The sequence below is a fragment of the Bacteroidota bacterium genome (assembly GCA_016706255.1).
GTDB lineage: Bacteria > Bacteroidota > Bacteroidia > Chitinophagales > BACL12 > UBA7236.
On the sequence record JADJJZ010000006.1, the window covers coordinates 103,586 to 127,675 of the forward strand.

Below are 24,090 nucleotides of genomic sequence, written 5' to 3' on the forward strand. Positions count from 1 at the left end.
ATTTATATCTTTAACATGTTAAAAAACAAAGGATAATTCCCGGTGTACGCAATATTCTAAATTCTCCACCGTTAAAATTAGTTGTTTCACTTTAAACCCAGGCATTATGAAAAACACAAATTGCTATTTACCATTTCAATATTTACTATTTTACTGACAATCAGCACATTACATGCTCAATCTGTTGATTTTTCCACTACTTTAGGGAAAGATTATTACGACATGGGCCACGATGCCATTGTTGATGCAAATGGTAATGTAATGGTTACAGGAGCCTTGAGTGTGGAAGCCGGTGTGCCTGCTGATGCGTATTTTTCACGACTGAATAAATATGGTGAAATTGAGTGGGAACAAACGTTTGGAACTGTTTTCGAAGATGGCGGGAATGAAATTATCGAAGGTGCAAACAATACTTATTTTATTGCCGGTCACGTGGATGTAACAGGAACAGATGAATGTGATGCCTTGTGTTTTATGATCAATAATGTTGGTGATACCCTGTGGACCAGAACTTACGGTTTTGAAAAAGATGATGCCGCTTATGCCTGTGCTGCTGCTCCAGACGGCGGTTTTGTTGCTGTGGGTAGATGTGAAATCGGAGATAATCCGAATGGGTTTATTTTAAAATATGCTGTAGATGGAACATTGGAATGGTCGAAAATTATGGATGGGGATGGTGAAAATTATATCAGCACAGTAAAAACAGTGGAAGATGGTTTTATGATGGGTGGTGCAATAACTGTTAACGGTGATATGAATTTTTTGTTAATGAAAACAGATTTTTTCGGAAACATCATCTGGCAAAAAAATTATGCACATGCCGGAAAAGATAATGTATATAGTATTCAATTAAGTGATGACGGATTATTAATGGTTGGAAAAAGTCAGAACACTTTTGATGGCAGCAGTGCAATGTTAATGATACGAACTGATATGGATGGAAATTCAATTTGGGAAGTTAATTATGGTGGACAGTATAAAGATTATGCTGCAGGAGTTGACCAAACACCTGATGGCAATTGGGTTGTATGTGGAACATTATACAATGTTTTAAATAATTCTCAGGATGCGGCAGTTTTAATGTTGAGTGATGATGGTGTAATTAATGCTTTACATTTTTATGGAGCGGAAGGAGATGATGCTGTTAGAAGAGTACATCGTGATGCCGCAGGTGGATATATTGTTTGCGGCTCCATTAATCAGACAGATGATAATGCAGATATTTTATTAATGCATGTGGATGAATCCGGTGCAACGTTAAATATACCTGCTGCAAATGATAATGGTTCGTCAATTCGATTATATCCTAATCCTGTAACAGAAACAATTCATATAATGGTTTCAGCAACTGCAATTGATGCGCAATTAGTTGTTTATGATATCAGCGGGAAAAAAGTAATTCATATTGATAATATTTATTCTCAAATGATTGATATTTCTGCAACTGAACTTACTTCAGGGTTGTATTTTTATTCATTTATAAATAAAAATGACGCAACAGCTCCATTAAACGGAACATTTGAAGTGCTGAAATAATTTTAAAAAATCAGCCTAATGCTTTCTCGAAACAAACACTTGTTTTTACATGTATATATTGTCCGTAATTGGGAATAACGTGATAGTTATTTTTATGATATAAGCGAATTGCTTCCGGTTGTTTTTCTCCGGTTTCCAAAATACATTTATGATACTGTAGTGCTGCAGCCCATTCTTCCAATGCTGTTAAAACCCTCGATGCATAACCCTTTCCACGGTATTCCGGTAAAACATACATGCGTTTAATTTCCATAATTTCAGGTGCATATTCTTTAATTGCACCGCAAGCAACGGCTAATCCATCAACATATAAAACAATTACATGCTGAATGGCATCAATTTTATTAAACTGCGCAAAAAAAGCATGATCATCACCATCACGTTGTGCAAGATCAGCATCTAATAAACGAACCAGCCGAATAAAATCTTCATCCGCTGAGTTTGTTTTATTTATTTTTATTGTTTGTAAGATATTCATGCAGTTGCTGAGCGAATCATTTTTTTAATAGCACTATTTGCCCTAAATGATAATGCAGGTGTTCAACCATTCCCATTAAATTTCTGAAATAGTTGCCGTATTTTTCTTCACTAAATATTTCTAATAATTGATTGTCATTTAATTGTTCAATTAAAAGCGCGCAGGTCTCTGCATTTTGCCATGCCTTTTCCAAAACACCCTGCCAGTCCGCCTCCGATTCAATTTTCGGTAAAATAAAACTATAAGCATCTTTGGCATCCAACGGCCCGCCTTGCAACACTTTCGTTACCACATCAATATAATAAGTGGTATGCACGGTTAAGGTGGCAATAGAATTAAAATCCTGCACTTTGTTTAATGCCTCCGCATAGGTTACATCCTGCAATGTGCCTTTCATATTTACATCGGTCCAATTTCCACCGAAGTGTACATCCCGCAAACTTTTTGCGATTTGTTTTGCGATTGTCATAACAAATTAGTTTTGTAAAATAAATTATTACGCCAAAAATATTTTAAAATATTTTCACTCCTAGGGTGTTATGAAATTTTCGTCAAATTAAAAACTGCTTAACAATGTCTAATTGGCCGATAAATAACTTTTTATTTGAAGCATGGCTAAATTAACTCATTAAAATATGCCATCCTTAAATCCACTGCAGTTTTAAGCCTTTCAAAAATCCGCATCTTAGTCAGGTAAGGGGTTTCCGCTTCAGTCCGGTCTAGGATTTACGTAATCGTCTTTAATCGTGAAACTTATACTTAATAATGGTGCCGATGAAATTGAAATTATGAGTATAAAACTGAACCTGTCAAAAATAATAATTATTAAAATACTAATTAAAATTTTTAGCTAACTATTTAATCAACTCTTTTTTTACCAACGGTGCTACTTTTGTTCCGATTAATTCAATTGCTTGTAATAATTGTTGATGCGTTAATCCGGCATCCATTTGGAATGTAAAACGCGAAATTCCACCTAGTGCTTTACTGTGACGAATAATTTTTTCTGCTGCAGCTTCGGGATTATCTACTACAAGTGCACCGGTTAGGCCGTTTTGTGCATCGAATCTTCCTCGTGTAACAGGAGGATAACCACGCTCTTTACCAATTTGCGTAAACATTTCCGCATAACCGGGATAATAAGCATTTATGGCTTCTTCGGTGGTATTGCCAACAAATCCGAGCGAATGTAATCCTACTTTTAAAACATCAGTATGTCCTGCTTCGGCACCCGCTGCTTTATATAAATCGATAAGTGGTTTAAAGCGATGTGTTTCGCCACCAATAATGGCAACCATAAGTGGTAAACCTAATTCACCTGCACGGACAAATGATTCCGGTGTACCGCCAACGCCTAACCAAATGGGTAATTTTTTTTGAAGTGGACGCGGATATATTGCCTGATTATTTAATGCAGGACGATATTTTCCTTTCCACGTAATTATTTCATTGTCGCGAATTTTTAATAATAAATCGAGTTTTTCAATAAACAACTCATCATATTCATTTAAATTATATCCGAATAAGGGAAATGCTTCAATAAATGAACCTCTGCCCGCAACAATTTCTGCTCTGCCATTTGAAATTAAATCTAATGTTGCAAAATTTTGGAAAATACGAACAGGGTCAGCAGCACTTACTACTGTTACCGCACTGGTTAAAATAATGTTTTTAGTTGTTGATGCGGCTGCAGCTAACAACATATGCGAAGCCGAATCCATAAATTCTTTTCGGTGATGTTCACCTAGACCAAAAACATCTAAACCCACTTGATCGGCAACGGTAATACGCTCTAATAATTCGTTAATAGCCTGAGCCTGACTAATGGCAGCATTTCTGGGTGCTGCAGCAAAACTGTCGATTCCTATTTCCATAATTTGTTCATTCATAACCCGTTATGAAAAATATTAGTTCCCCAATAAATAACGGTAAATCTGATTATTGTTGATTAGCATTTAATTTTGAAATGGTATTTCCTATATAATTTATCGCCTTTCCATAGGTTTCGATTCCATGGCCTACTTCCGGGAAAATTTCAATTTCCTTTAATGTGCTGAGTAATTTTTTTGCGTTACTAATCGATTTTTTATAAGGAAATAATAAATCGCGGTCGCCGAGCAATAAATAAGTAGGGACTGTATTTTCTTTTAGCTGATTACCCATAAAATAGGGCTTTTGTGTTTTGTCCTGATATTGTTTTATGGCAAACACTTCATAATCAACTAACATTTTTTCAGCAAAAGGTGAGAGTTGGTGATTAGGTTTTGAAAAAACGGCTTTTTCTAAAAATAATTGCACATTTTTTTCAGTTGGTTTTACTAAGGGTAAAATATTGTAATATAAATTTTTGAAACTTAACGAAAATGGCTGTAAACAACCCGGATTCAATAAAAATGCGGCTTTTATTTTTTCCGGATTTACAATTGCGAGCTTCATACAAATTAAACCACCAAATGACGCGCCTGCGATATAAGCTTTTTCAATGTTTAATCCTGCTAGCACTTCATTTGCCCACATTCCATATTCCAGCGATTTAATATCCGCGAATTCCCGTCACTTAAGTTTGGTAATCCATTTGTTTCAACCAGATAAATTTTTAATTTTGATTAAGTTGATTCAACCCATTGTTGAAGTCCCAAATTAATGCCGTTGTTCTTGCACCCGGAAAAATTACTAATGTTTCTAAATCAGGTTCATCATGATTTAAGGCATAAACCTGTGTTTTGCCAAGGGAGGTATTAACAGAAATAGGCGCATATTTTTTATTATTTGCTGTTTCAAGTTGAGTAACCCAGTTTTCAAAATAAGTTAAATCTGCAGCATTTTTAAAACGGGAAGAATTTAAGATACGAATTTGTTGTGCCATGAATTATAGTTTTCGTTTATAATGTAATTGCACTAATCCTTTTTCAAAATGTTTTACTTCGATGAGCGCTAAATTTAATTCCGTTCTTCCATCTTTAAACAAACGTATACCATCGCCTAATAAAACCGGAATAACGGAAATAATGAGTTCATCAATTAAATCAGCTTGTAATAACAGGTTTACAATTTCTGCACCACCATCACAAAAAATGTTTTTTCCGGATTGTGTTTTGAGTTGCTTTACCAATACAGTAATATCCCCACTATAAAACTGTATGTTACCTTGATTTGCAAGTGGATTGCGGGTTATTACATAAGTATTTAAATGTGCATGCGGAAATTCGGGCACCTGTTTCATTACCCAATCGTAGGTTTTGCGACCTATAAGTACAGTATCAATAGTTTGCATGAATGCCGCATAACCATAATCTTCACCGGGCTGCTCAACCAATCCTAAAAAACTGAGATCGTCGTTGGGTTTGGCGATATATCCATCCACGCTACATGCAATATATAGCACCAGTTGTTTACTCATTTTGTGATAAAATATTAATGCCTGATTATTAGATGCCACAAAGGTAAGGGGAAATCACAAATGAGGAGGCATAAAGGTTTATTTTATATGGACGGGCTCTATAATATCCTGAAGCATTAAACCATCAATAATTTTATAAATTAAATCTGTTAACTGGAGTAATTCTGTGTAAGGAATAAATTTACCGGGTCGGTTATAAGATAATTCAAAATTGTAAGCATCAAGCGGAGCGCCAAATACACCATGATTTTGATGTATGGCAATTTCCCCATTTTTTATGACAGGAAGTAATAAGGGTATATGATTGTTTTCGAAAATGTTATTAAAAAGCACCGCGTTATTTGTTTTAATAAAGTACTTGCTCAATTCCAGCGACTGATTAAAATTTGATTTTGTGAACTGTGAAATAAACTTTTGTAATGAAGATTTTTCTTTTAAAGTAAAAGCAAATTTCTTTTCCATCACAAAATCAACAAATAAGCATTGGCTAAAACCTGAATAAGCATATCGGCCTGAAACTGCGGAATGATAATAATTGTTAAACACAACTTCAAATCCGCGGTAATTAGCTACCACTTTAGGTGAATACCAATCTACAGGGTCATAATATCTACCCTGTATAAGCGGAGCATAATTTGACCAATATTCGGTGTCTTGAGTGGTGTACATGGTGTGTTTACTGTTAAGACGAAATACAATATTAGCATATTTGATGGAATTGAGGCAGGGGGAATTGGCTGTTTTATGAGTAATGAGTTGTTCGCTGAGGCGAACATGAGTAATGAGTGGTGACTGCAAACTATAGTATGAAAACTTCTAAAGTGAAATTTTCTAAAGATGAAAAAAAAGTATTTAATTCAAACTTTTTTCACTCATCGCTCATCATTCATCACTCATATTAAACCGTCGGATTTCCTTTCCCGGTTGTTATTAAATTGAACAAACTATTTTCAATATAATCTTTCCAGGCATTTGAACAATCTTTATAACAGGCGATTGCCGGAATTAAGCCCTGATGTGTAAATTGAATGCTGGTTTTGTCATTTAATTCCGTTAATTCAAAAATGATTTTCGTGTTGGTCCATTCCTGTTTATTTTCAACAAAATTGATCTGACTGCTTATTACTTCCCAAACTATTTTTTTATTTGGAATGAATTCGGTTATTTTTTGTGTAGATATATGTACATCGCCAAAATATACGGTAAATTCATCCAAAAGCCTATGGGAAGCGCCTTTCAGGTTGTGTGTCCACCATTTTGTGACATCATTAATTTGTTGAAATGCGTATACTTCATTGGTAGGAACAATTATGGTTATCGTATAGTCTTGAGTTTGCATTTTGATTTATTTATGTGTTGCGAATATTAATTATTGTTCAAAAACTTTGATTCATCTTCAGTTTGAGGATTTCCTTTGCCGTTTGGATTACCGGTGCCTGTTTCTATTAAATGTTTTAAACTGGTTAATATATACTGTGACCACGCACCTGAACAAATTTCAAAACATTCTAATTGATCAGTTAAGCCTAAATGTGTAAAAATAACTTCAGTATTATATTCGTTTGCAATAATTTCGAAACGAATAGTTGTTCCTGTCCATTCTGTTTTGTCTTTTGTAAATTTGAAATAATTGTTTTTGATGTACCATTCCACCATTTTATTGGGAATGGATGTTATTATTTTTATTTCGCAACGATGAACATCTTCGAAGTTATAGTTGAATTTGTCATTAAGCTGAACAGTTGAGCCGGTAATTTCTTCTGACCACCACCCTCGCACATTGTTGATTGCCTGAAACACCGCTTCGGGTTTGGTAGATACAATTAATTTTATTTGAAGATCTTGATTTGGCATACAATTGATATTTAATTCAAAATTACTGTCTGAAAATACCGCTCAAGGGGTGTAAAACAGACAACCTAACGGGTTGATTTGGACAAATTTTCCCAGTAACTTTGTCTAAAATTTGATTATGAAACAGGTTATCATCGTTGTTCCGGAGGGTAATATTAATTTGAGCAGCATTAGTGGCTCGTTTGAAATTCTTAACCGAGCAAACGGTTATTGGAAAAAGAAAGGCAATCATAGCAAAATGGAAATTCAAATTGGTGGGTTTATTGACACCCTTGAATTAGGTAACGGTTTTTTTGCAATTCATCCTGTTCAACTTGACACTTTAGGCCCTGTTGATTTGATTATTATTCCTTCGCTCACCTATGATTATGCTCATGTATTAAAAAACAATACCGCTTTAATCGAATGGATTGCAGCGCAATACAAAACGGGAGCTGAGATTGCCAGTATCTGCACGGGTGCTTTTCTTTTGGCAGCAACGGGGTTAATAGATGGGAAAAGCTGCTCCACACATTGGAATGCGGCAACTGATTTTAAACGTTTGTTTCCTGAAATTGATTTACAGATTGATAAATTAATTGCTGTGGAAGATGGTATTTATTCAAATGGTGGGGCTTATTCGTTTTTAAATTTAATGTTGTTTTTAGTTGAAAAATATTTCGACAGAGATACCGCCATTTTCTGCTCAAAAGTATTTCAGATTGATATTGACAGACATACGCAATCGCCATTTTTCATTTTCAAAGCACAAAAAAACCATGGAGATGTTGTAGTGCTGAATGCTCAAAAATTTATAGAAGAAAATTTATCTGAAAAATATCATTTGAAGATTTATCAATTCAACTAAATACCAGTAGAAGGAATTTTGACAGGCGATTTATTAAAGCGACAGGAAACACACCTGTTGAATATTTACAACGCGTAAAGATAGAAGCGGCAAAACGATTGCTGGAACTCGGTAGAAAAAATATCAATGAGGTTATGTATGAAGTGGGATATGCTGATGATAAAGCCTTTCGTGAAATTTTCAAACGACTTAACGGCTTGTCGCCAATAGACTATAAGCAAAAATTTAACAGAGAAGTTTTATTGGGATATAGTGATACAAGTGAGAATAATTGATTCGTGCTAATATTTAATTCACTTAAGTAGCTAAGCATTATTTGTGGGAATTCTACAATTGAAATATTTAATTATATAAAGGATTTGAGTTAATTCTGACCAATTTTGTTTATTATATTCATATTTTTAAAATATAGATAAATGGACACAAAAGAATTGGAAGGTTTGCCTAATAAAGATGGCCATCTTGAAAAAGGGTCAGCACATATAATAGTTGAATTAATTGAATATGAACATAATGCCGTGGTAAGTAAAACATTAATGAAAAAAATTACCGGTTCAATAAACGCATTGTCGTTTGATACCGGTGAAGGTTTGAATGAAAAAATTTCTCCGTTTGATACCTATGCTCAGGTTATAGATGGTGATGCGGTAATAGAAATTGACGGAAAAGTTTCTACCTTACATACCGGTGAAGGAATAATTATTCCCGCACATAAGCCTAGTCATATTGAACCGAATGGCAGGTTTAAGTTGTTGTTAACCGTAATAAAAAGCGGTTACGAATAACTATATTATTCTTTCCAAAACGCCTCTTCTTTTAACAATATTTTTGTAGTCCCATTGAATAGTTTTGGATTTACGCAACCATCTTTTTAAATCTTTTTCAATTATTTCATCTACTGAAGTAAAGCGCATTTCTGCAGCTTTAAATTTACCTTCATCTTGTAATAAAGGTTCGTCAAACGATTGTCCGCTCCAAAATAATAAGCGTACACAATTTTTTAGCTTACTGTAACCCACTATCGGATTGCCATCCAGAAACCAAACAGGATGCGCATGCCAGATTTTATTTTCTGCTTTCGGTAAATTTAGATTAATTATTTCGCACAACCTGTTACAGATTTGACTATCCGTTGTTGAGAGGCTGTTGTTATAGGATTGAATATCTGGATGCATTAGCAAATGAATTAATTATTTTGAAATCGAAAAAACCTGACTCGATGAAATGTTTCCGCGTTTACATTCAATTATATAAATACCATTATTAAATTTATCGGTTGTTATACGTAGCAGATTTTGCACTAATTCAGTTTGATATAAAACTTGTCCTAATAAATTATAGATTGTAATTTCTGTTAGTGTATTTTCAGCATTGAGTTCAATGTTTAAATAATTGTTAGCTGGATTAGGAGAAATTGAAAATAAATTATTGGAGTAATTCTGAACAACAATAAATGATTCTGCTGCATAACCTACTTCCCAATAATAATTTAAACTGTTTTCAGGTATTGGATCTAGATTTCTGCCGGTATACCACATTTTATAATTACCATTATCATTAATGACACTTGGAAATGATGCTAAAATCGCGTCCCAGTCGCCGGTTGCGCCTTTTTTTAATACCGGATTAAGGGGTGATTTTACCCAGTTAATGCCATCGGTAGATGTTGCATACCCAACCTGTTGATTATAAGTTACATCATTATCGCCACCACCATACCACATTTGATAAATGCCATCTGCATAAATAACATGTGGGTCCTGTACATAAATACTATCCCAACTATCAGCACCGGTAATTAATACAGGATTATCGCTATATTTTGTCCAATTAATTCCGTCTGATGAAAATGCATAACCAATATTCGCTTTACCATCTGTGCTGTTACCATCAGGTATAGCATCATAACCGCAATACCACATTTTATACGTATCATCAACTTTTACAACGGATGGCCCTTCCAAAAAACCATTATCCCAACTTGCTGCACTTCCAACCGGAATAATCGGTTCATTGTATTTTACCCAGTTTATGCCATCAGATGAATAAGCATAACCAATTTCATATCGAAAGGTATTAAAATATTGCCCTGCATACCACATTTTATATTTTTCTTCAGCAGGAGCAGTGCTATCAATTAATATGGAAGCAGTTTCAACTCCCAGTGAATCCCACATGCCGGAATAAGAAACATCTAAAACAGGATTTTCATCATATTTATCCCATACAATCCCGTCGGTTGAAGTTGCGTAACAAATTCTCGAGCGCAATAAGGTATCTGCAGGGTAATTTAAACCGCCACAGGTATACCACATTTTATATATGGCACCTTCTTTAATTACAAATGGGTCGCTGATTGCAATAAGATCATTTGGTAAATGTGCAATTACAGTATCTCGTTTTAAAACTGGGTTAGACGGATCTTTTATCCAAGAAGTTTGGGAAAACAGTGTTTGTGTAAGACAAATAAATAAAGTGAAGTAAACAACACGGTTATGAATTATATTTTTCATCCTGCCTTTTTAGCGTCAATTTGTAAAGTAAATTTAAATATTTTGGATGAGATTTTAAATTTACCGCAAACTAAATCACTTTTTATAATACCGGAATATATTTATTCGTATTGGTAAGGTTCGTTGTTGTAAGCCATCTTACGAATGTTTTCAACTACCCTTTTCATGTATGTGCGCCAAAAAGTTTTAGTAAATAACCATGTAAAAGGGTAAAAAATGGGCTGATTGGCATGCATGGTATAAGTGTATTCTATCAAAATTTTGTTGGGTTCCAGTTCGGTGGTTTTCCAGGTGCCGACAAATTTGGTGAAGCCCAGCATCCACGATTTAAAATCGCTTACTTCAATAACCCAATATTTATTTTCTACACGCTCTAGTACTTTATCTGTTGATGATTCGCCACCCGCGAAGGTTGGCGATTTAGCTACAAATACCTTTTTGGTACCACCGGGTTTTCCCCAGTTAGTATCCTCAGTGCAATGTGTCACTTTCGGCATTAATCCATAACCTGTATGCACCTTCGAAACATCGCATAACATTGGAGTTTTAAAGGCACGTTCCAGGGAACAATTAAAAATAGTGGTAATTGTAACACTGTTTTTCATATTCAAATAAGTTTAATTGTGCGAAGGTAACTGTAAGGTGTATGAAAAGGGTATAAAACATAAAGTCTATGTATATGAATTATTCTACTAATAATTTTCTTGTTAAATCGTAATGTGTGCCAATGATTTGAATAATATATATTCCTTCAGTTAAATTGAATGGAATTGCATTATTGGTATTTACTAAAATATGACTTAAAACAACTTTCCCGTTTACATCAATTATTTGTAAATATGGACTAAAATGTAAAATTGTTTCAGCAATAGCAATTGTTAAAATTGATTTTGCAGGATTCGGGAATATATTGATAGCACTGAAATCATTTGAAACAATTGCTGTAGTGATATTTATTTTAAAAACACAATAATCGCCATTACTATAAGCCGGATTTACATCACCATCGGTTGAGTTTGTAGTACCGGCTAAAATCAGTTGGTTTGAACCGGGATTTAAAATTGCCCAGCCCGAATCATCACCACTTCCACCAAATGAGCTTTCCGCTAGCAGGTCACCTGTTTGCGACAATTTTGCAAGCCAGAAATCGGAGGTAAATTCATTTCCATGATGACCGGAAACATCAACAGTTAACGAATTAGATACTCCGGTTACCCAATATTCGCCATCTTTTGTTTCCAAAACGTCATGTGCAATATCAATAAATGTTCCGCCTAGTGATTTTTCCCACATTAAATTCCCAATCAAACCAATTTTAAATACCCAATAATCGCCGTCCCCATGTTGAACGGTAACATCGCCATTTGATGACGAAGTATTTCCGGTTATAATAAATCCATCATCTGAAGTTTGTTTAATAGCCCTAGCTTCATCTTTATCTGTGCCTCCAAATGAACGTTGCCAATTAATAGTACCATCTGAATATAATTTAATTATCCAGCAATCTGAAAAAGCAGTTGTTCCTGAATGAAAAGTTACATCACCATCATTTGAATAAGTATTACCTGCAACAATATATTCGCCATCTTCACTTTGTATGATGCTATTTGCTGCATCAAAAGATGAACCACCAAATGATTTTTGCCAAACTAACGTGCCTACGCTTGAAATTTTAATTACCCAGTAATCTGAAAAGCCGTGGTTTCCGGAAACATTTTCATCATTCGACCATGAATATCCTGCAACAATAAAACCATCATCATCTGTTTCCATAATACTTCTTGCTGCATCGATATTAGTACCACCATAAGATTTTTCCCATTCTAAATCTCCGTTTCCATCCAATTTAATTATCCAGTAATCAGGAAAATCAGACAGGCCAATATGATTTGAAACATCCATATCATTTGAATAGGATTCACCCGCAACAATATACCCGCCATCACTTGTAGGTTGAACAGCGTAAGCTGCATCGTTTTTTGTACCACCATATGTTTTTTGCCAAACTATTTCACCATCAACATTAAGTTTTACAATCCAATAATCAGATGTAGCAATTGTTCCGTAATGTAAACTAACATCTCCGTCATTTGAATTTGAGTAACCGGCTAAAATGCTTCCTCCATCGGCTGTTGGTGCTGAGGATAACAATAAATCTATCGCATTTCCACCAAGCGATTTCTGCCATTCGATATTGAATTGAGCTTGTAAATTCTGGTTTAAATTAATAATGAAACAAGAAATAAAGATGATATAATATTTGGTCATGTTATATAATTTGAATGAATCAGAGAGCTGATAAAATTATTATTAAAGGGTCCAATAATATTTTAAATTAATATAATACTGCATATTAAGATCGGCAGTAGGTGTATTAAATATTTGTGTAACCATTATAAATCCGGGATATAACTGCGAATAATAAAAGGTTTGGGTTAATCCGGCTTCAGCAGTTGAAACGCTATCTTTTCTAAAAGCGTTAGCAAAAAGACCATTTGAAAGTGCATCGTAAGTATAGTAGCGGTTGGTTGCGAAAATTACTTCAGTAAAATCACCATATTCATCTTTTCCAATTGAAAAGTTCAACATATCTCTGCTGCTATCCTCATTAGCAATATCACATTGATAAGTCAGCGTTACGCCCACCTCACTAAATTCATCAAAATAGGAGTAGCCAAGCGTTTTTATTTTACTTTCAAACGAAGTAAATGATTTGCACTTTGTTGTATTAATAAAATCTTCACTATAAATACCACATTGTGCTTTTAATGATTTAACACCCGTTATAGTTATCAGGAACATAAACATATACAATGTGTGCCGGCTCATAATTGCAAATTTTATTAAAAGAAGCAATAAAGCTAAAACATTAGGGAGACAATTTTATCGCCGGAAGATAATTACGAGTTATTTTTATAATGACTATACCAAAAACATACCGCGAAACCCACGAGCCCCATAATATGACTCTGCGCCATTGTGATAAACAAATACTTTACCAAAACGGTAATCGCCAAATATTGCGCCACCTAATTCTCTTATTTCAGATGGCGTTTTTAGCCAGCTTGATGTTTTATTGTCAAAGTGACCCACCTCTTGTAAAGCCCTGTATTGTTCTTCATCCAAAACACTTATTCCCATTTCATCAGCCATGTCAATAACATTATGTTTAGGCTTATGTTCTTTGCGTGATTCAAGTGCATCGTAATCGTAACAAATACTGCGGCGACCTTTAGGACTTTCTTCTGAGCAATCAACAAAAATAAATGCGTTCGATTTTTTCTCTATACCGATACAATCGGGTTCGCCTCCGGTTATTTCCATCTGGTTCAACGACCATAATTTTTCAGGGTGTGCGGCGAGTTTTTTTTCAATAGCAGCCCATTCTACACCTTTGTGTCGTTGTTTATTTTTTTCAAACCGATGTTTTAATGTAGCTAATAATGAGGTGCTTTCTTCCGGTGTTAATTTATTTTTCATCGAATTATTTTATGTGTTATGTAATTAATCGTTTAATCCAATTCCGTTTAGTATATCCGGTATACTTTTTTCAATTCTTGCTTCGCGCGTTTTAGTCTGCTTAGGTGAGCCAAAATGTAATAAATAAGCTCGTTGCCTGCCGGGAGTTAACGCATAAAAGGCAGTTTTTAGTTTTTTATTTTTATTGAGCCTGGTTTCAAACTCTTCAGGCATTTTATATTCCGCCACCTTTTTAAGCTCAACTTTAAGACCCGCTTTTTCAACTTCTATGGCTTCAAAAATGTATGCTTTTATTGTTTTTCTAATTTTTTATTTCGGAAATACTCGTAAACCTTATTTGACGGGCACTCTGAACATTTTCTGTTTGTTGAATTAAAATTCCCTTTGGATCTTTTAATAATGCTCCTTTAAAAAACAAATAAGCACAATATTCCTTAAATACATGAATCAGCACAATATTATGGTTGTTATGCGTGTAGCAGGGTGTTCCCCATTTTAAAGCTTCTTCTACCTGACAATCCAGTGCAATTTTCCGCATCAGTTTTATTGCATCCTGCCATTTATGGTCTTTATTAAAATAGAAATCTACTTTTGGATTCATTGTTATTTAATTTATTCAACTAAGTTACCGGTTTTGATAATAGCGCTAAAGTGTTTTTAAAAGTTTTTATTACTTAGTACTAATTTACGATTAGCCGGACGGAAGAAATAGGACAAGCCCAATAGCACTGAAAACAATAAAGCCGGGAAAATTTCTTTAAACGGATCATGAAATGCGATGTGTGAATAGAGGGCGCCAATAAGCAGAAATGTAAATCCTGCGTAAGCCAACTCTTTAACCAATGGATATTTGGGAAGAAGTAATGCGATTACACCAATCAGTTTAAGGGTGCCTAACAGGTAAAGCAGATATTCTGGATAACCCAAATGTGTTACTCTCAATACCTCAGCATCTACTTTTAATAATTGTGATACTGCATTAAATGTCATTCCAAAGGAAAACCAGATGGTAAAAATCCAGTATATAATTTTATTTCGCTTTTCCATGTAATTAAATTTTTGATTGAATTTCCTGAATACGATTGTGGGCCATATTTATTCCTTGAGCAAAAGGTAATTTTAAAATCTGATCGCGTATGGCAACTGATTTATAAATTACATGCATGGTAAGCAAAGATGTATTATCTGTTACAGCTTCAAATTGAAGATATTCCAATTGAACCGGGAAAGGCGTATTGTTCATTTCGAATGTTCTGATAATACTATTATTTTCAATAATTTCATGAATGCAGCCACTGAATAAATGTTTGTTACCCATTGGATCGGTAGTTTCAAACTGATAACCTCCGTGATTTTTATTTTCCAATTTAATTACTTTCGTACCCATCCATTGTTCCACAATTTCAGGATCCGTATAAGCGATGAACAGTAGGTCAACAGGTAAATCGAACGACCTTGTGATGGTTAATTCCTGTTTGCCATCTTCAGCATGAATTTTAGTTTTTTGTTCCATGATATCTTATTTTTTACGTGGATGTTTTTCATAATATCTTCTAATTTGTTAAAACGTTCATCCCACATTTGACGGAATGGTTCAATAAAATCGGCAATGGCTTTCATTTTTATAATATTGGTTTGATAAAAAATTTCTCTGCCATTTTGTTCCTGAGTTAACAGTTCACATTCAGTAAGAATGTGTAGGTGACGGCTTACCGTCGGCCTTGCGGTATCGAAATTGGCGGCTATTGCCCCGGCGCTCATAGCTTGGGAGGCAACCAGTAGTAGTATTGCCCGCCTTGTGGGGTCTGATATCGCTTGGAATACGTCTCTTCGTAGGTTCATTGTGTAGCTATTAGGCTACAAATGTATGTGTAGTTATGTGACTACGCAAATTTTTTAACATATTTTTTTAACAGGGACTCGTTTTATTGAGGAAATTGTGAAAGCAAAACAAATAAAACTGCTTGATACAGGTTTTATCAAAGTTGTTATATGAAAAAAACAGCATTTCATTTGAAACTTCAAACAAAATGCTGTTCAACAAAATAACACTGATTAAATAATCAGTATTGGTATTTAATTAAATATTGCTACAATTTTTTCCATTGTTTGTTCTAATCCTAATTGAGCAAAATTACTAATTGAGCCAAATTCAGCTTGTTCTGTAATTCGCATCTCAGTTTTATTTGAATCAATGATTTTAAAACTAACAATTGTATTAACTGCGAGTGGGAAATCTTCCGGTAAACCAACACTTGCAGGTGGAATTGCTTCACCGTTTTCATTACTAATGCGCTGAATAAATTCAATAGAAATATGCTGAATAATTTCAACATATTCCCAAATTGAAAAATGTTCCTGACCACCAAATTCCTGTGGCGCACGCATACTCACTAATGATTTTCCACCAACGCGAAAATCGATTTTAGCAACCGGTGCTGTAAAATGTTTTGGTCCCCACCAACGTTTAACCAGTTCAGGATCGGTCCACACTTTCCAAACCATTTCAACCGGTGCATTAAATATGCGTGATACTTCAATTTGTTTTGCCATAATGGAATTTTTATACCTGATCAAGCATTTTGTAATGTTTCGATATCAAACTTTTTCATTTTCATAAATGCCTGCATTACTCTTGGTGCACGGGCGGGGTCAGACATTAATTCACCCAAATTGGCGGGAATCACTTGCCATGATAATCCGAATTTATCTCTACACCAACCACATTGACTTTCAGCGCCACCATCTGCAATGAGTTTATACCAGTAGTGGTCAATTTCAGCCTGATCTTTACATGGAATAACAAAAGATATGGCTTCATTAAATTTAAAATTATCACCACCATTTAAGCCCATATAAAAATGGCCATTCAATTCAAAATTTACAACCATTCCTGTGTCGGTCACAATTTTGGAATTAGGAAAAATAGAACAATAAAATTCTGCTGCAGCTCGGGCATTGCCATCGAACCATAAACAAGGATACAATTGATTTGTCATTTCTTTAAATTTTTCTTTTTGTTGAATTTATTTTTAATAACTTTTTTATCTGATTGCATTTCATCCAATAATGTTTCAATTGCATCGAATCTGGTTTCCCATAATTTCTTATAAGGTTCAACCCAAATGGCAATTTCTTTCATTTTTTGGGGATTAAAATGGTAATAAATTTCTCTGCCATACTGTTTTTGATGTAGCAATTCACACTCGTAAAGTATTTGAATGTGTTTGGATATTGTTTGGCGTGACGAATCAAAATTTCCGGCAATAGCACCCGGAGTCATTGCCTGCGTAGCAACCAGGGCTATAATATCCCTCCTGGTAGGGTCGGCTATTGCCTGAAATACGTCTCTTCTGGTTTCCATTTATGCAGCTATTTGACTGCAAATATAATGCAGTTATTTGACTGCGCAAATATTTAAGCAATTTTTTTTGCTTCCAGGCTTTGCTTTAGTATTAGCTGTTAAACGGTTGGATTAAAAAACATTTCCAGCCGGTCAAGATTTTGTTTTTGGCCTTCATCTGCTTTGAATGTTTTTACTACGATGGTAAAATTTTCAATTGTATCGAATAATGAATGCCAGTCTATTAATGTAGCATTGCCCAAGTCGGTAAATTTTATTGTAGCAATAAAATGTGGATTAAAATGTTCCATTACAATTTTTTCGAATGGAATGATTTCACGAAAAACACTTCTGTTCGCATAATTTTGACCATCCGGACCATGCATGGTTAACTTCCATTCACCATCAACTTTGAAATCCATAATATGAATGGTGTTTGTAAAACCGTTTGGACCCCACCACACTGCAATTTGTTCAGGGATCGTCCAGGCTTCCCACATTGTTTTTAGTGGTACATTAAATGTTCTGCTTAGGTGGAGTGAACGTTCTGCGATATTTTCCATCGACATTAAATTATTTAATAAAAAAACTGTTCTGACACGATTTCACCATTTTTAACTTCGTACAACATGATTTGGTTGATTTGAATTCTCCCAAAATCTTCGAGTGTAATATCTACTTCTCTTGCAACTGCAAAATGATTTCCGCTAACTATTGGTGACGATGTATAGACGTGATGTACATCACGGATTTTTTTTCCAAAATTTTCACCTTTTTCCCGAACGGCTTTTTTCCCTTCTGCGTAACCAAAATAAGGTGAATGTTCAGGGTCAATACTTTTTACATTTTCAGAAAATAATTCATCCTGAATTTCGAACCATTTTTCCTGTTTTGCCAACTCATCAAAGCGTGCAGCCACATTTTGAGTAGAATCGGTAGTGTTCTTTATTTCTGTAGTCATAGTATCAAGTTTAAGCACAAAAGTATTGGCTAAATTGGTAAGTAGAGGTGTGTAAAATGGACACTGTTGAGGGTGATTTGGACAAAATTACCAGGCTTATTTTTTACTGAGGGATGTTTTGATAATACCTTGCAGCACGTTTAAATCAACATCTTCCAGCTTATTTATATACAGGCATCCCACACCTGTTTTGTGTTTACCGAGTTTTTTTAATGCTGCGCTATGTTCCTGAATACCAACACTTACATAAAGCGATAGATTTGCTTTACGCGGTGCAAAGCCAATGAGTAACCAGTCAACTTCCCGCCCGGTATTGGGACTTTTATATCTTTTATTGCCAAAACCAACAATTGAGTTGCTCCACAAAACGGGTTCTTCACCGGAGGCTGCTTTCATCATATCAATTAATACAAAACAATCTTTTCTTTTTTGTTCGTCGCTTATTTTATTGATAAAGGCAACCACATTATTATTAGTTGGTTTGGTTTTAATTTCAACCAGTTTTGATTTTTTTTCTGCCATACTATTTTACTTCATCTAATAAAAATTCATTAATCATATTAACAGTCGCGGCAATTAAAACACTATCGTATGCTGTAGTAATTTCACCAATATAATCGCCATGACCACCGGGAATAATTGCCAACCTGGAATTAGATAATAGTTTATGCATTTCTGCAGCATGTTCAGGAGTTGTTACATCTTTATCGCCAATAATAATAAATGCAGGTGATTTAATCGACAACATTTCTTCTACCGAAATATCAGGAAACGATTGCATTCTGGCAACATCACGACTATACATTTGATATAACGCAGCTGAATCCGGATTTACTTTTAAAAACGCATCTTTTAACTGCTGAGGCATGGTTTCAAACGAAGGATTTCCCATCATATCCCAAAACCAGGATGGTGCTCCTGTTTTATTAAAAATGTTGATGCAACAATAATTTTATGTGTTAATTCGGTTTCGGATTGCAAATTGCAAAGTAGTGCTGGCACCATTGCTGAATCCGAATATATCCGCTTTTTCAATGTGGAGTTGTTTAAGCAAACCCGCCACATCATCGGCATCTTGAGTAAAACTCAAAGGTCGATCGATATCAGCGGTGCGGCCATGTGCCTGCAATTCAACTGCAATTACTTTATGTGTTTTAGCAAATTGATGAATTACATTGCCAAATGTACTTTCTAAAGTTGAACCACCACCATGAATAAGGACTAATGGAAAACCGGAACCGTGTATTTCATAATACATTTTCAATCCATTGACATTGGCATAACCGGTTTCAGTATTTGTTGATGTATTACAACATGTTTCAAAATTATAGTAAACTGTTTTAAAAACAAATTTTGAAGATAAAATGAACAATATTTATCTCAATTAAAAAATATTAATCCAGTCCGTTCATTATTTTATGTAATTCGGTTGCTTTGTTGAGATAATCTTCCAGCGATTCCATTCCTAATTCAGCTCTTCTTTTATTTACGCCATTTTTAAATTTGAGTGGTTTGGGAACCGCTATATGTTTTTCATTGTAAGTGAGTTGTGTGCCGTACAATTGTTTTTTACCGGTATTTACTTTAATACGGTCATATAAAAATGCATAATCTGCTCCATTAATTAGCCCCTTTTCTACCTGTTCTTTAATTATTGGTAACATATTAGATTGGAAATTCACATCACTATCGGCATGTTGAATAAGCGGAAAAAAATTGGTAGCACTTTCTTTTCCAACCTTTTCAATAGAAGGGTAACCATACGTTGCAATTATATTTTTAACAATTGGAATATGCCGTTTAAAGGTTTCATTTTTAATATTTTCATAAATCATTATACTATCCATGGTAGCGCCTCTTTGATAAGCAGCAATAAAATCCAATTGAACTTGCTGATCTACCTGATACAGGCTATCAATTTGGGCTTTTAATGATGGCAGTTGAATATTTTCCTGGGCCCGGAGTATGTTTGACACAAAAAGAAGAAGCGGGAGGAGAAGGGTTTTTAGCATAATAAGTATTAGTGATTAGCCTTTAAAATAATTATTTTGGGGGTTTTTACCATTAAAGTGATTCTCACGCTGGCTCCCACAATTCAATTTTATTACCCTCTTCATCCATAATATGAATAAATTTACCGTAATCATAGGTTTCAAGTTCATCTACAATGTTGACGCCATTGTTTCGAAGTTTTTCTATCAGTCCTTCTATATTTTGAACACGGTAATTAATCATAAAATCTTTAGTTGAAGGTGCAAAATAGGCATCACCCTTTTTAAACGGGCACCATTGAATAGAATTTATCCGTTCCGGGTCGTGTAAATCGCGGGATTCGAAACTTGCGGAACCCCAATCATTAATTTCTAAACCTAAGTTTTTAACATACCACTCCCTGGTTTCCATTAAATTTTCGGCAAAAAAGAGGATGGCCCCAATACCAAGCACTTTAGGTGTTTTGTCGTTTTGTGGTTCAGTTTTTTCTGGTTGGTGGTTTAAATCTCCCATGTTTAATTTCAGTTATGTATTAAGGTAAAATATATATAAAAGTATAAAAAATAATTCAACAATTTGAAATTTGCTAATTATTCCATGACAACAACCCCCTTCAAATCAGCAAGGTTATTTTTTAAGAAATGCATAGGTAATTTTATCAACTTTGCAGTTTATAAATTTAACCCGTTTAAACTTTCTGTTATTTTTAAAGAATGTATTTAGCAATGTTGCATTTTCAAATTTTGTTCCATAAAAAGCACAATTATCAAATGTACAATCATTTAATGTTCCGGTAAATGTAATATCTTGTATTTGCATTTCTATGAATGCTGTGGAATTCCATTGAATGTTTTCCAAAGTGTTTTTCATAAAATTGCCTGTTTTAAAACAGTTCCTATAAAATCGGCACCGGAAAAATCACATTTTAAGATATTGGATTTGGTAATTACCGTTTCATTTAATGAACAATTATGAAATTTATTTTTTGCAGGTTTGAGCCTTGGATTTGACTTTTACTGATATCAGAATCGGTAAAATCGCAGCCGTCTACATTATTTTTATTCAATGTTAATCCGGATAGGTTTGAACCAATGAATAAACAACGCTGCATATTTGCAGACGAAAAATTTTGACTCAAGTTTTTTAATCCGGAAAAATCACTATCTGTTAGATTTAACTTCGACATGTCACGGTTGCTGATAACAGTTGATTTGGAGGTTTTCGAATTTTCTGCTTTGCCGGAATCAAGAGTTGAGTTAACCGTTGGTTGTGACTGAAAATTTTCAGAGAAATAATTGAGATCTACCCCTAAAATTTCTGCCAAACGGTTTAATGTTGTTATATCAGGCATCGATTCACCTCGCTCCCATTTACCTACTGCTTGCGGACTAATTGAAATTTTTTGAGCCAAATCGGCTTGTGATAGAAAAATGTTTTTTCTTGCTGCGGCAATTTTATCGCCAATAGTGTTTGAATTTAGCATCTTGTTTAAGTTTTTTGATGCAGCAAAGTTATTTTGATGTCTATATTGTAAACAACATTTGACCGCTACTAATGGTTGTATTACCGCAACTATTGGTTGTTTTGAGGCAACTTTTGGATGTAATTTCGCCTAAAACAAAGAATAGCCACTTTTTAGCTTAAAACTGTTGGCATTTCACCTAAAAACGAAAGCTAAACCTTTTGAAAAATGGATTATGCATCGCGTAAAATTTTTTCCATTTTCCTGCCTTTTGCCAATTCATCCACTAGTTTATCAAGGTAACGGACCTGCTTTGTTAACGGATTCTCAATTTCCTCAATTCTGTATCCGCATATCATTCCTGTAATTTGGTTGGCATTGGGATGAAGTTTAGCCTTTTTGAAAAAGGTTTCAAACGTAACCTTTTCATTTATAAGGGCTTGTATTTTTTTTTCGTCAAACCCTGTTAGCCATGTTATTACCTCGTTCAGTTCATTTTTGGTTCGCCCTTTTTTTTCGATCTTAGTTAGATACAACGGGTAAACGGAAGAAAATGTCATTTCTGCCATTCTTTTGTTATGTAAGTCGGTGGTATTCATTTGTTTTGTTATTAAAATGACTGAATTAATTTTTCAAATCTATTAAATCGTTAAAGGAATATTATGTAATTTATGGAATGAAAGTTTATCCCAATAGCCGCGCTGAAATATTATTTTATCATCTTTAATATTGAAAAAGCCACAACCACGTAGACCTTTTGGGTCTTTCCACTCCAGAATTGCCCATTCGCCATCTTCAAAAATATTTTCCGGAATGCAAACCATTTCAGCCGCACTAAACTCGGTTTCAAACATTTTTTTAATGGCTTCTTTTCCTATAATTGGTACATTTGCAACCTGATGGTTTACAGCATTTTCTGCATAAAGACTAGAAATAGCTTGAGCATCAGTGTTGTTAAAAGCTATGAGCCATTGATTGAGTATTTGTTTTGGTGTCATATATTTTAATCTAGTCTAAATATATATTCCTCAATTTCTTCATTCCGTGCTTTAGCAAAACCTTTATCGGTGCCAATTTTTATAAAACCACAATTTTCAAGCACCTTTTGTGAACCGAAGTTGTCGAATGCTGTTCGGCCATAAATAGGACGGTTTAATTCAATTTTTAAAAAATCGCGTAAAGCATTTGTTGCAATACCCTGCCCCCAAAACTCCTGGTCGATCCAATAGGTTATTTCTGCTTCATTTTCCATTTCGTATTTGGCAATACTTCCAACAATTTTATCTTCAATTTTGATTGTGCACATGTGAATGGTTGGATTACTCAAAAATGGTTCATATTTATGAATATAAGCTTCTTTTGTTAAAGGCTCAGGACCAGTGAATGCAGCCAGGTAGTTGGCTTCCTTATTGAGTTGAAATAGGTATAATGTTTCTAAATCTGCTTTAACAGTTGGTGTTAGTGTCATTTTATTTCGGAGTGTCTAAGTTTTTGTTAAAGTTATTTAATTTCTAACTATTTGTAAATATCTATAATTAATTGGCTTCAGTTATATTGACTTCTCCATCTTCGGAGATCAAAATTTTCCATTTTTTATTTAAACTACATCCATCATCATAACAAGCGCCTTCATAAATTATCAGACCTTCGTATGTGAGGTAAAAATATCGGTAACTAACGTTTTGGTCGCCACCAATTTCATTGTATATATTCAAAACCTTTCCATTTTGTGTTGAATTATCAAGTAAAAGTATATTGCCGTATTTGCCATATTTTAGGGTGCTTTCAGAGTAATAATAATAACATTGATAGTTTCTAACATTTGGCAACATGTATTTTAAACTGTCGATGTTTCGTTGTGCTAAGGTATCAATATAAGTATTATTATTAAATGCACTTCCTATATTAATGTATTGCAAATTATAAATGGTTAAAACCGTATCAAGGGTGGGTTGGTTATTCAATGTTTCAAAACATGTGTAAACTTCATCAAATGTTTTGCCGACAGGTTGCTCAAGGTGACCATAGTTTTTCGGGTCAGCTTCCCAATGCATTTGATAAGTCAAGTTATTTAAACCGGCACAACCAAATGGCAAATTAATGTGATTATAATTATTATTATAACGAATAGTATCAACAGTAATTTGTCGTGTTTGCGGGTTATTTACATGGCCATGTGAATGCTTATTTGAACATGAAGCCACAAATATGCATAAGGTTGTAC

The 24,090-nt window shown here is 34.3% G+C and carries 34 protein-coding genes and 4 pseudogenes; 3 read left to right on the forward strand and 35 right to left on the reverse strand.

Features of this window, described 5'->3' with window-relative positions:
- Nucleotides 1-120 precede the first annotated feature (120 nt).
- Nucleotides 121-1,536, forward strand: a complete 1,416-nt coding sequence (locus IPI65_08975) for a T9SS type A sorting domain-containing protein (protein MBK7441644.1) — start codon at nucleotides 121-123, stop codon at nucleotides 1,534-1,536.
- A 10-nt stretch (nucleotides 1,537-1,546) separates the two neighbouring features.
- On the opposite strand, the gene IPI65_08980 is transcribed toward IPI65_08975, so the two are convergent.
- From IPI65_08980 to IPI65_09015, 8 genes and pseudogenes are all read right to left on the reverse strand, one after another.
- The gene (locus IPI65_08980; protein MBK7441645.1) at nucleotides 1,547-2,014 is read right to left on the reverse strand and encodes a GNAT family N-acetyltransferase; all 468 of its coding nucleotides are present in this window, start codon (nucleotides 2,012-2,014) and stop codon (nucleotides 1,547-1,549) included.
- A 16-nt stretch (nucleotides 2,015-2,030) separates the two neighbouring features.
- Nucleotides 2,031-2,483, reverse strand: coding sequence for a DUF1572 domain-containing protein (locus tag IPI65_08985; protein ID MBK7441646.1), 453 nt, complete (start codon nucleotides 2,481-2,483; stop codon nucleotides 2,031-2,033).
- Between the two features lie 385 nt (nucleotides 2,484-2,868).
- Nucleotides 2,869-3,888, reverse strand: a complete 1,020-nt coding sequence (locus IPI65_08990; GenBank protein ID MBK7441647.1) for an LLM class flavin-dependent oxidoreductase — start codon at nucleotides 3,886-3,888, stop codon at nucleotides 2,869-2,871.
- Between the two features lie 64 nt (nucleotides 3,889-3,952).
- A pseudogene (locus tag IPI65_08995) lies at nucleotides 3,953-4,880 on the reverse strand (alpha/beta hydrolase).
- A gap of 3 nt (nucleotides 4,881-4,883) precedes the next feature.
- Nucleotides 4,884-5,414, reverse strand: coding sequence for a dihydrofolate reductase (locus tag IPI65_09000; protein ID MBK7441648.1), 531 nt, complete (start codon nucleotides 5,412-5,414; stop codon nucleotides 4,884-4,886).
- 78 nt (nucleotides 5,415-5,492) lie between these two features.
- The gene (locus IPI65_09005) at nucleotides 5,493-6,083 is read right to left on the reverse strand and encodes a hypothetical protein (GenBank protein ID MBK7441649.1); all 591 of its coding nucleotides are present in this window, start codon (nucleotides 6,081-6,083) and stop codon (nucleotides 5,493-5,495) included.
- Nucleotides 6,084-6,312: 229 nt separating this feature from the next.
- Nucleotides 6,313-6,753 (reverse strand): SRPBCC domain-containing protein, encoded by a 441-nt coding sequence (locus IPI65_09010; GenBank protein ID MBK7441650.1) that lies wholly within the window; start codon nucleotides 6,751-6,753, stop codon nucleotides 6,313-6,315.
- A 26-nt stretch (nucleotides 6,754-6,779) separates the two neighbouring features.
- A complete protein-coding gene (locus tag IPI65_09015; GenBank protein ID MBK7441651.1) occupies nucleotides 6,780-7,268 on the reverse strand; it encodes an SRPBCC domain-containing protein in 489 nt (162 codons plus the stop codon).
- Nucleotides 7,269-7,386: 118 nt separating this feature from the next.
- Between IPI65_09015 and IPI65_09020 the strand changes: the two are divergent.
- Both IPI65_09020 and IPI65_09025 read left to right on the forward strand, forming a co-directional pair.
- Nucleotides 7,387-8,390 (forward strand): annotated as a pseudogene (locus IPI65_09020) (helix-turn-helix domain-containing protein).
- A 141-nt stretch (nucleotides 8,391-8,531) separates the two neighbouring features.
- Nucleotides 8,532-8,900 carry a cupin domain-containing protein gene (locus tag IPI65_09025; protein ID MBK7441652.1) on the forward strand — a complete coding sequence of 123 codons (369 nt, stop codon included), beginning with the start codon at nucleotides 8,532-8,534 and terminating at the stop codon, nucleotides 8,898-8,900.
- On the opposite strand, the gene IPI65_09030 is transcribed toward IPI65_09025, so the two are convergent.
- From IPI65_09030 to IPI65_09160, 27 genes and pseudogenes are all read right to left on the reverse strand, one after another.
- Nucleotides 8,901-9,290, reverse strand: a complete 390-nt coding sequence (locus tag IPI65_09030; GenBank protein ID MBK7441653.1) for a DUF1801 domain-containing protein — start codon at nucleotides 9,288-9,290, stop codon at nucleotides 8,901-8,903.
- 15 nt (nucleotides 9,291-9,305) lie between these two features.
- The gene (locus IPI65_09035) at nucleotides 9,306-10,628 is read right to left on the reverse strand and encodes a T9SS type A sorting domain-containing protein (protein MBK7441654.1); all 1,323 of its coding nucleotides are present in this window, start codon (nucleotides 10,626-10,628) and stop codon (nucleotides 9,306-9,308) included.
- Between the two features lie 101 nt (nucleotides 10,629-10,729).
- On the reverse strand, nucleotides 10,730-11,233 hold the full coding sequence (locus IPI65_09040; protein ID MBK7441655.1) for an SRPBCC family protein: 504 nt from the start codon (nucleotides 11,231-11,233) through the stop codon (nucleotides 10,730-10,732).
- Nucleotides 11,234-11,312: 79 nt separating this feature from the next.
- A complete protein-coding gene (locus IPI65_09045) occupies nucleotides 11,313-12,896 on the reverse strand; it encodes a T9SS type A sorting domain-containing protein (protein MBK7441656.1) in 1,584 nt (527 codons plus the stop codon).
- Between the two features lie 42 nt (nucleotides 12,897-12,938).
- The gene (locus tag IPI65_09050) at nucleotides 12,939-13,457 is read right to left on the reverse strand and encodes a hypothetical protein (protein ID MBK7441657.1); all 519 of its coding nucleotides are present in this window, start codon (nucleotides 13,455-13,457) and stop codon (nucleotides 12,939-12,941) included.
- Nucleotides 13,458-13,550: 93 nt separating this feature from the next.
- On the reverse strand, nucleotides 13,551-14,108 hold the full coding sequence (locus tag IPI65_09055) for a DUF4256 domain-containing protein (protein ID MBK7441658.1): 558 nt from the start codon (nucleotides 14,106-14,108) through the stop codon (nucleotides 13,551-13,553).
- A gap of 24 nt (nucleotides 14,109-14,132) precedes the next feature.
- Nucleotides 14,133-14,709 (reverse strand): annotated as a pseudogene (locus IPI65_09060) (YdeI/OmpD-associated family protein).
- A 56-nt stretch (nucleotides 14,710-14,765) separates the two neighbouring features.
- Nucleotides 14,766-15,155 (reverse strand): DoxX family protein, encoded by a 390-nt coding sequence (locus IPI65_09065; GenBank protein ID MBK7441659.1) that lies wholly within the window; start codon nucleotides 15,153-15,155, stop codon nucleotides 14,766-14,768.
- A gap of 4 nt (nucleotides 15,156-15,159) precedes the next feature.
- The gene (locus tag IPI65_09070; GenBank protein ID MBK7441660.1) at nucleotides 15,160-15,621 is read right to left on the reverse strand and encodes an SRPBCC domain-containing protein; all 462 of its coding nucleotides are present in this window, start codon (nucleotides 15,619-15,621) and stop codon (nucleotides 15,160-15,162) included.
- Complete coding sequence (locus tag IPI65_09075; GenBank protein ID MBK7441661.1) at nucleotides 15,573-15,950, reverse strand: winged helix-turn-helix transcriptional regulator; 378 nt, start codon at nucleotides 15,948-15,950, stop codon at nucleotides 15,573-15,575. The genes IPI65_09070 and IPI65_09075 overlap by 49 nt, the downstream gene beginning before the upstream one ends.
- A 234-nt stretch (nucleotides 15,951-16,184) precedes the next feature.
- A complete protein-coding gene (locus IPI65_09080; GenBank protein MBK7441662.1) occupies nucleotides 16,185-16,661 on the reverse strand; it encodes an SRPBCC domain-containing protein in 477 nt (158 codons plus the stop codon).
- Nucleotides 16,662-16,681: 20 nt separating this feature from the next.
- Nucleotides 16,682-17,107, reverse strand: coding sequence for a VOC family protein (locus tag IPI65_09085; protein ID MBK7441663.1), 426 nt, complete (start codon nucleotides 17,105-17,107; stop codon nucleotides 16,682-16,684).
- Nucleotides 17,104-17,472: a winged helix-turn-helix transcriptional regulator gene (locus tag IPI65_09090; protein MBK7441664.1), complete on the reverse strand. Its 369-nt coding sequence runs from the start codon at nucleotides 17,470-17,472 to the stop codon at nucleotides 17,104-17,106. The genes IPI65_09085 and IPI65_09090 overlap by 4 nt, the downstream gene beginning before the upstream one ends.
- Before the next feature lie 98 nt (nucleotides 17,473-17,570).
- A complete protein-coding gene (locus IPI65_09095) occupies nucleotides 17,571-18,014 on the reverse strand; it encodes an SRPBCC domain-containing protein (GenBank protein ID MBK7441665.1) in 444 nt (147 codons plus the stop codon).
- Nucleotides 18,015-18,028: 14 nt separating this feature from the next.
- A complete protein-coding gene (locus IPI65_09100; GenBank protein MBK7441666.1) occupies nucleotides 18,029-18,412 on the reverse strand; it encodes a nuclear transport factor 2 family protein in 384 nt (127 codons plus the stop codon).
- A gap of 96 nt (nucleotides 18,413-18,508) precedes the next feature.
- Complete coding sequence (locus IPI65_09105; protein ID MBK7441667.1) at nucleotides 18,509-18,934, reverse strand: DUF1801 domain-containing protein; 426 nt, start codon at nucleotides 18,932-18,934, stop codon at nucleotides 18,509-18,511.
- Between the two features lies 1 nt (nucleotide 18,935).
- Nucleotides 18,936-19,280 carry a hypothetical protein gene (locus IPI65_09110; protein ID MBK7441668.1) on the reverse strand — a complete coding sequence of 115 codons (345 nt, stop codon included), beginning with the start codon at nucleotides 19,278-19,280 and terminating at the stop codon, nucleotides 18,936-18,938.
- A gap of 84 nt (nucleotides 19,281-19,364) precedes the next feature.
- Nucleotides 19,365-19,784 carry an alpha/beta hydrolase gene (locus tag IPI65_09115; GenBank protein MBK7441669.1) on the reverse strand — a complete coding sequence of 140 codons (420 nt, stop codon included), beginning with the start codon at nucleotides 19,782-19,784 and terminating at the stop codon, nucleotides 19,365-19,367.
- A gap of 22 nt (nucleotides 19,785-19,806) precedes the next feature.
- Nucleotides 19,807-20,388, reverse strand: a complete 582-nt coding sequence (locus IPI65_09120; GenBank protein ID MBK7441670.1) for a hypothetical protein — start codon at nucleotides 20,386-20,388, stop codon at nucleotides 19,807-19,809.
- Between the two features lie 100 nt (nucleotides 20,389-20,488).
- Nucleotides 20,489-20,917: a VOC family protein gene (locus IPI65_09125; GenBank protein ID MBK7441671.1), complete on the reverse strand. Its 429-nt coding sequence runs from the start codon at nucleotides 20,915-20,917 to the stop codon at nucleotides 20,489-20,491.
- A 114-nt stretch (nucleotides 20,918-21,031) separates the two neighbouring features.
- Entirely contained in the window at nucleotides 21,032-21,274 is a 243-nt protein-coding gene (locus tag IPI65_09130) for a hypothetical protein (protein ID MBK7441672.1), read from the reverse strand.
- Nucleotides 21,271-21,381 (reverse strand): annotated as a pseudogene (locus tag IPI65_09135) (pentapeptide repeat-containing protein). Before IPI65_09135 ends, IPI65_09130 begins: the two are co-directional and overlap by 4 nt.
- The gene (locus tag IPI65_09140) at nucleotides 21,363-21,887 is read right to left on the reverse strand and encodes a helix-turn-helix domain-containing protein (GenBank protein ID MBK7441673.1); all 525 of its coding nucleotides are present in this window, start codon (nucleotides 21,885-21,887) and stop codon (nucleotides 21,363-21,365) included. The pseudogene IPI65_09135 and the gene IPI65_09140 overlap by 19 nt, the downstream one beginning before the upstream one ends.
- A gap of 212 nt (nucleotides 21,888-22,099) precedes the next feature.
- Complete coding sequence (locus tag IPI65_09145; GenBank protein ID MBK7441674.1) at nucleotides 22,100-22,465, reverse strand: DUF2200 domain-containing protein; 366 nt, start codon at nucleotides 22,463-22,465, stop codon at nucleotides 22,100-22,102.
- 42 nt (nucleotides 22,466-22,507) lie between these two features.
- Nucleotides 22,508-22,864: a nuclear transport factor 2 family protein gene (locus IPI65_09150; protein MBK7441675.1), complete on the reverse strand. Its 357-nt coding sequence runs from the start codon at nucleotides 22,862-22,864 to the stop codon at nucleotides 22,508-22,510.
- A gap of 5 nt (nucleotides 22,865-22,869) precedes the next feature.
- Nucleotides 22,870-23,334: a GNAT family N-acetyltransferase gene (locus IPI65_09155; protein MBK7441676.1), complete on the reverse strand. Its 465-nt coding sequence runs from the start codon at nucleotides 23,332-23,334 to the stop codon at nucleotides 22,870-22,872.
- 67 nt (nucleotides 23,335-23,401) lie between these two features.
- The gene (locus tag IPI65_09160) at nucleotides 23,402-24,070 is read right to left on the reverse strand and encodes a hypothetical protein (protein ID MBK7441677.1); all 669 of its coding nucleotides are present in this window, start codon (nucleotides 24,068-24,070) and stop codon (nucleotides 23,402-23,404) included.
- Between the last annotated feature and the right edge of the window lie 20 nt (nucleotides 24,071-24,090).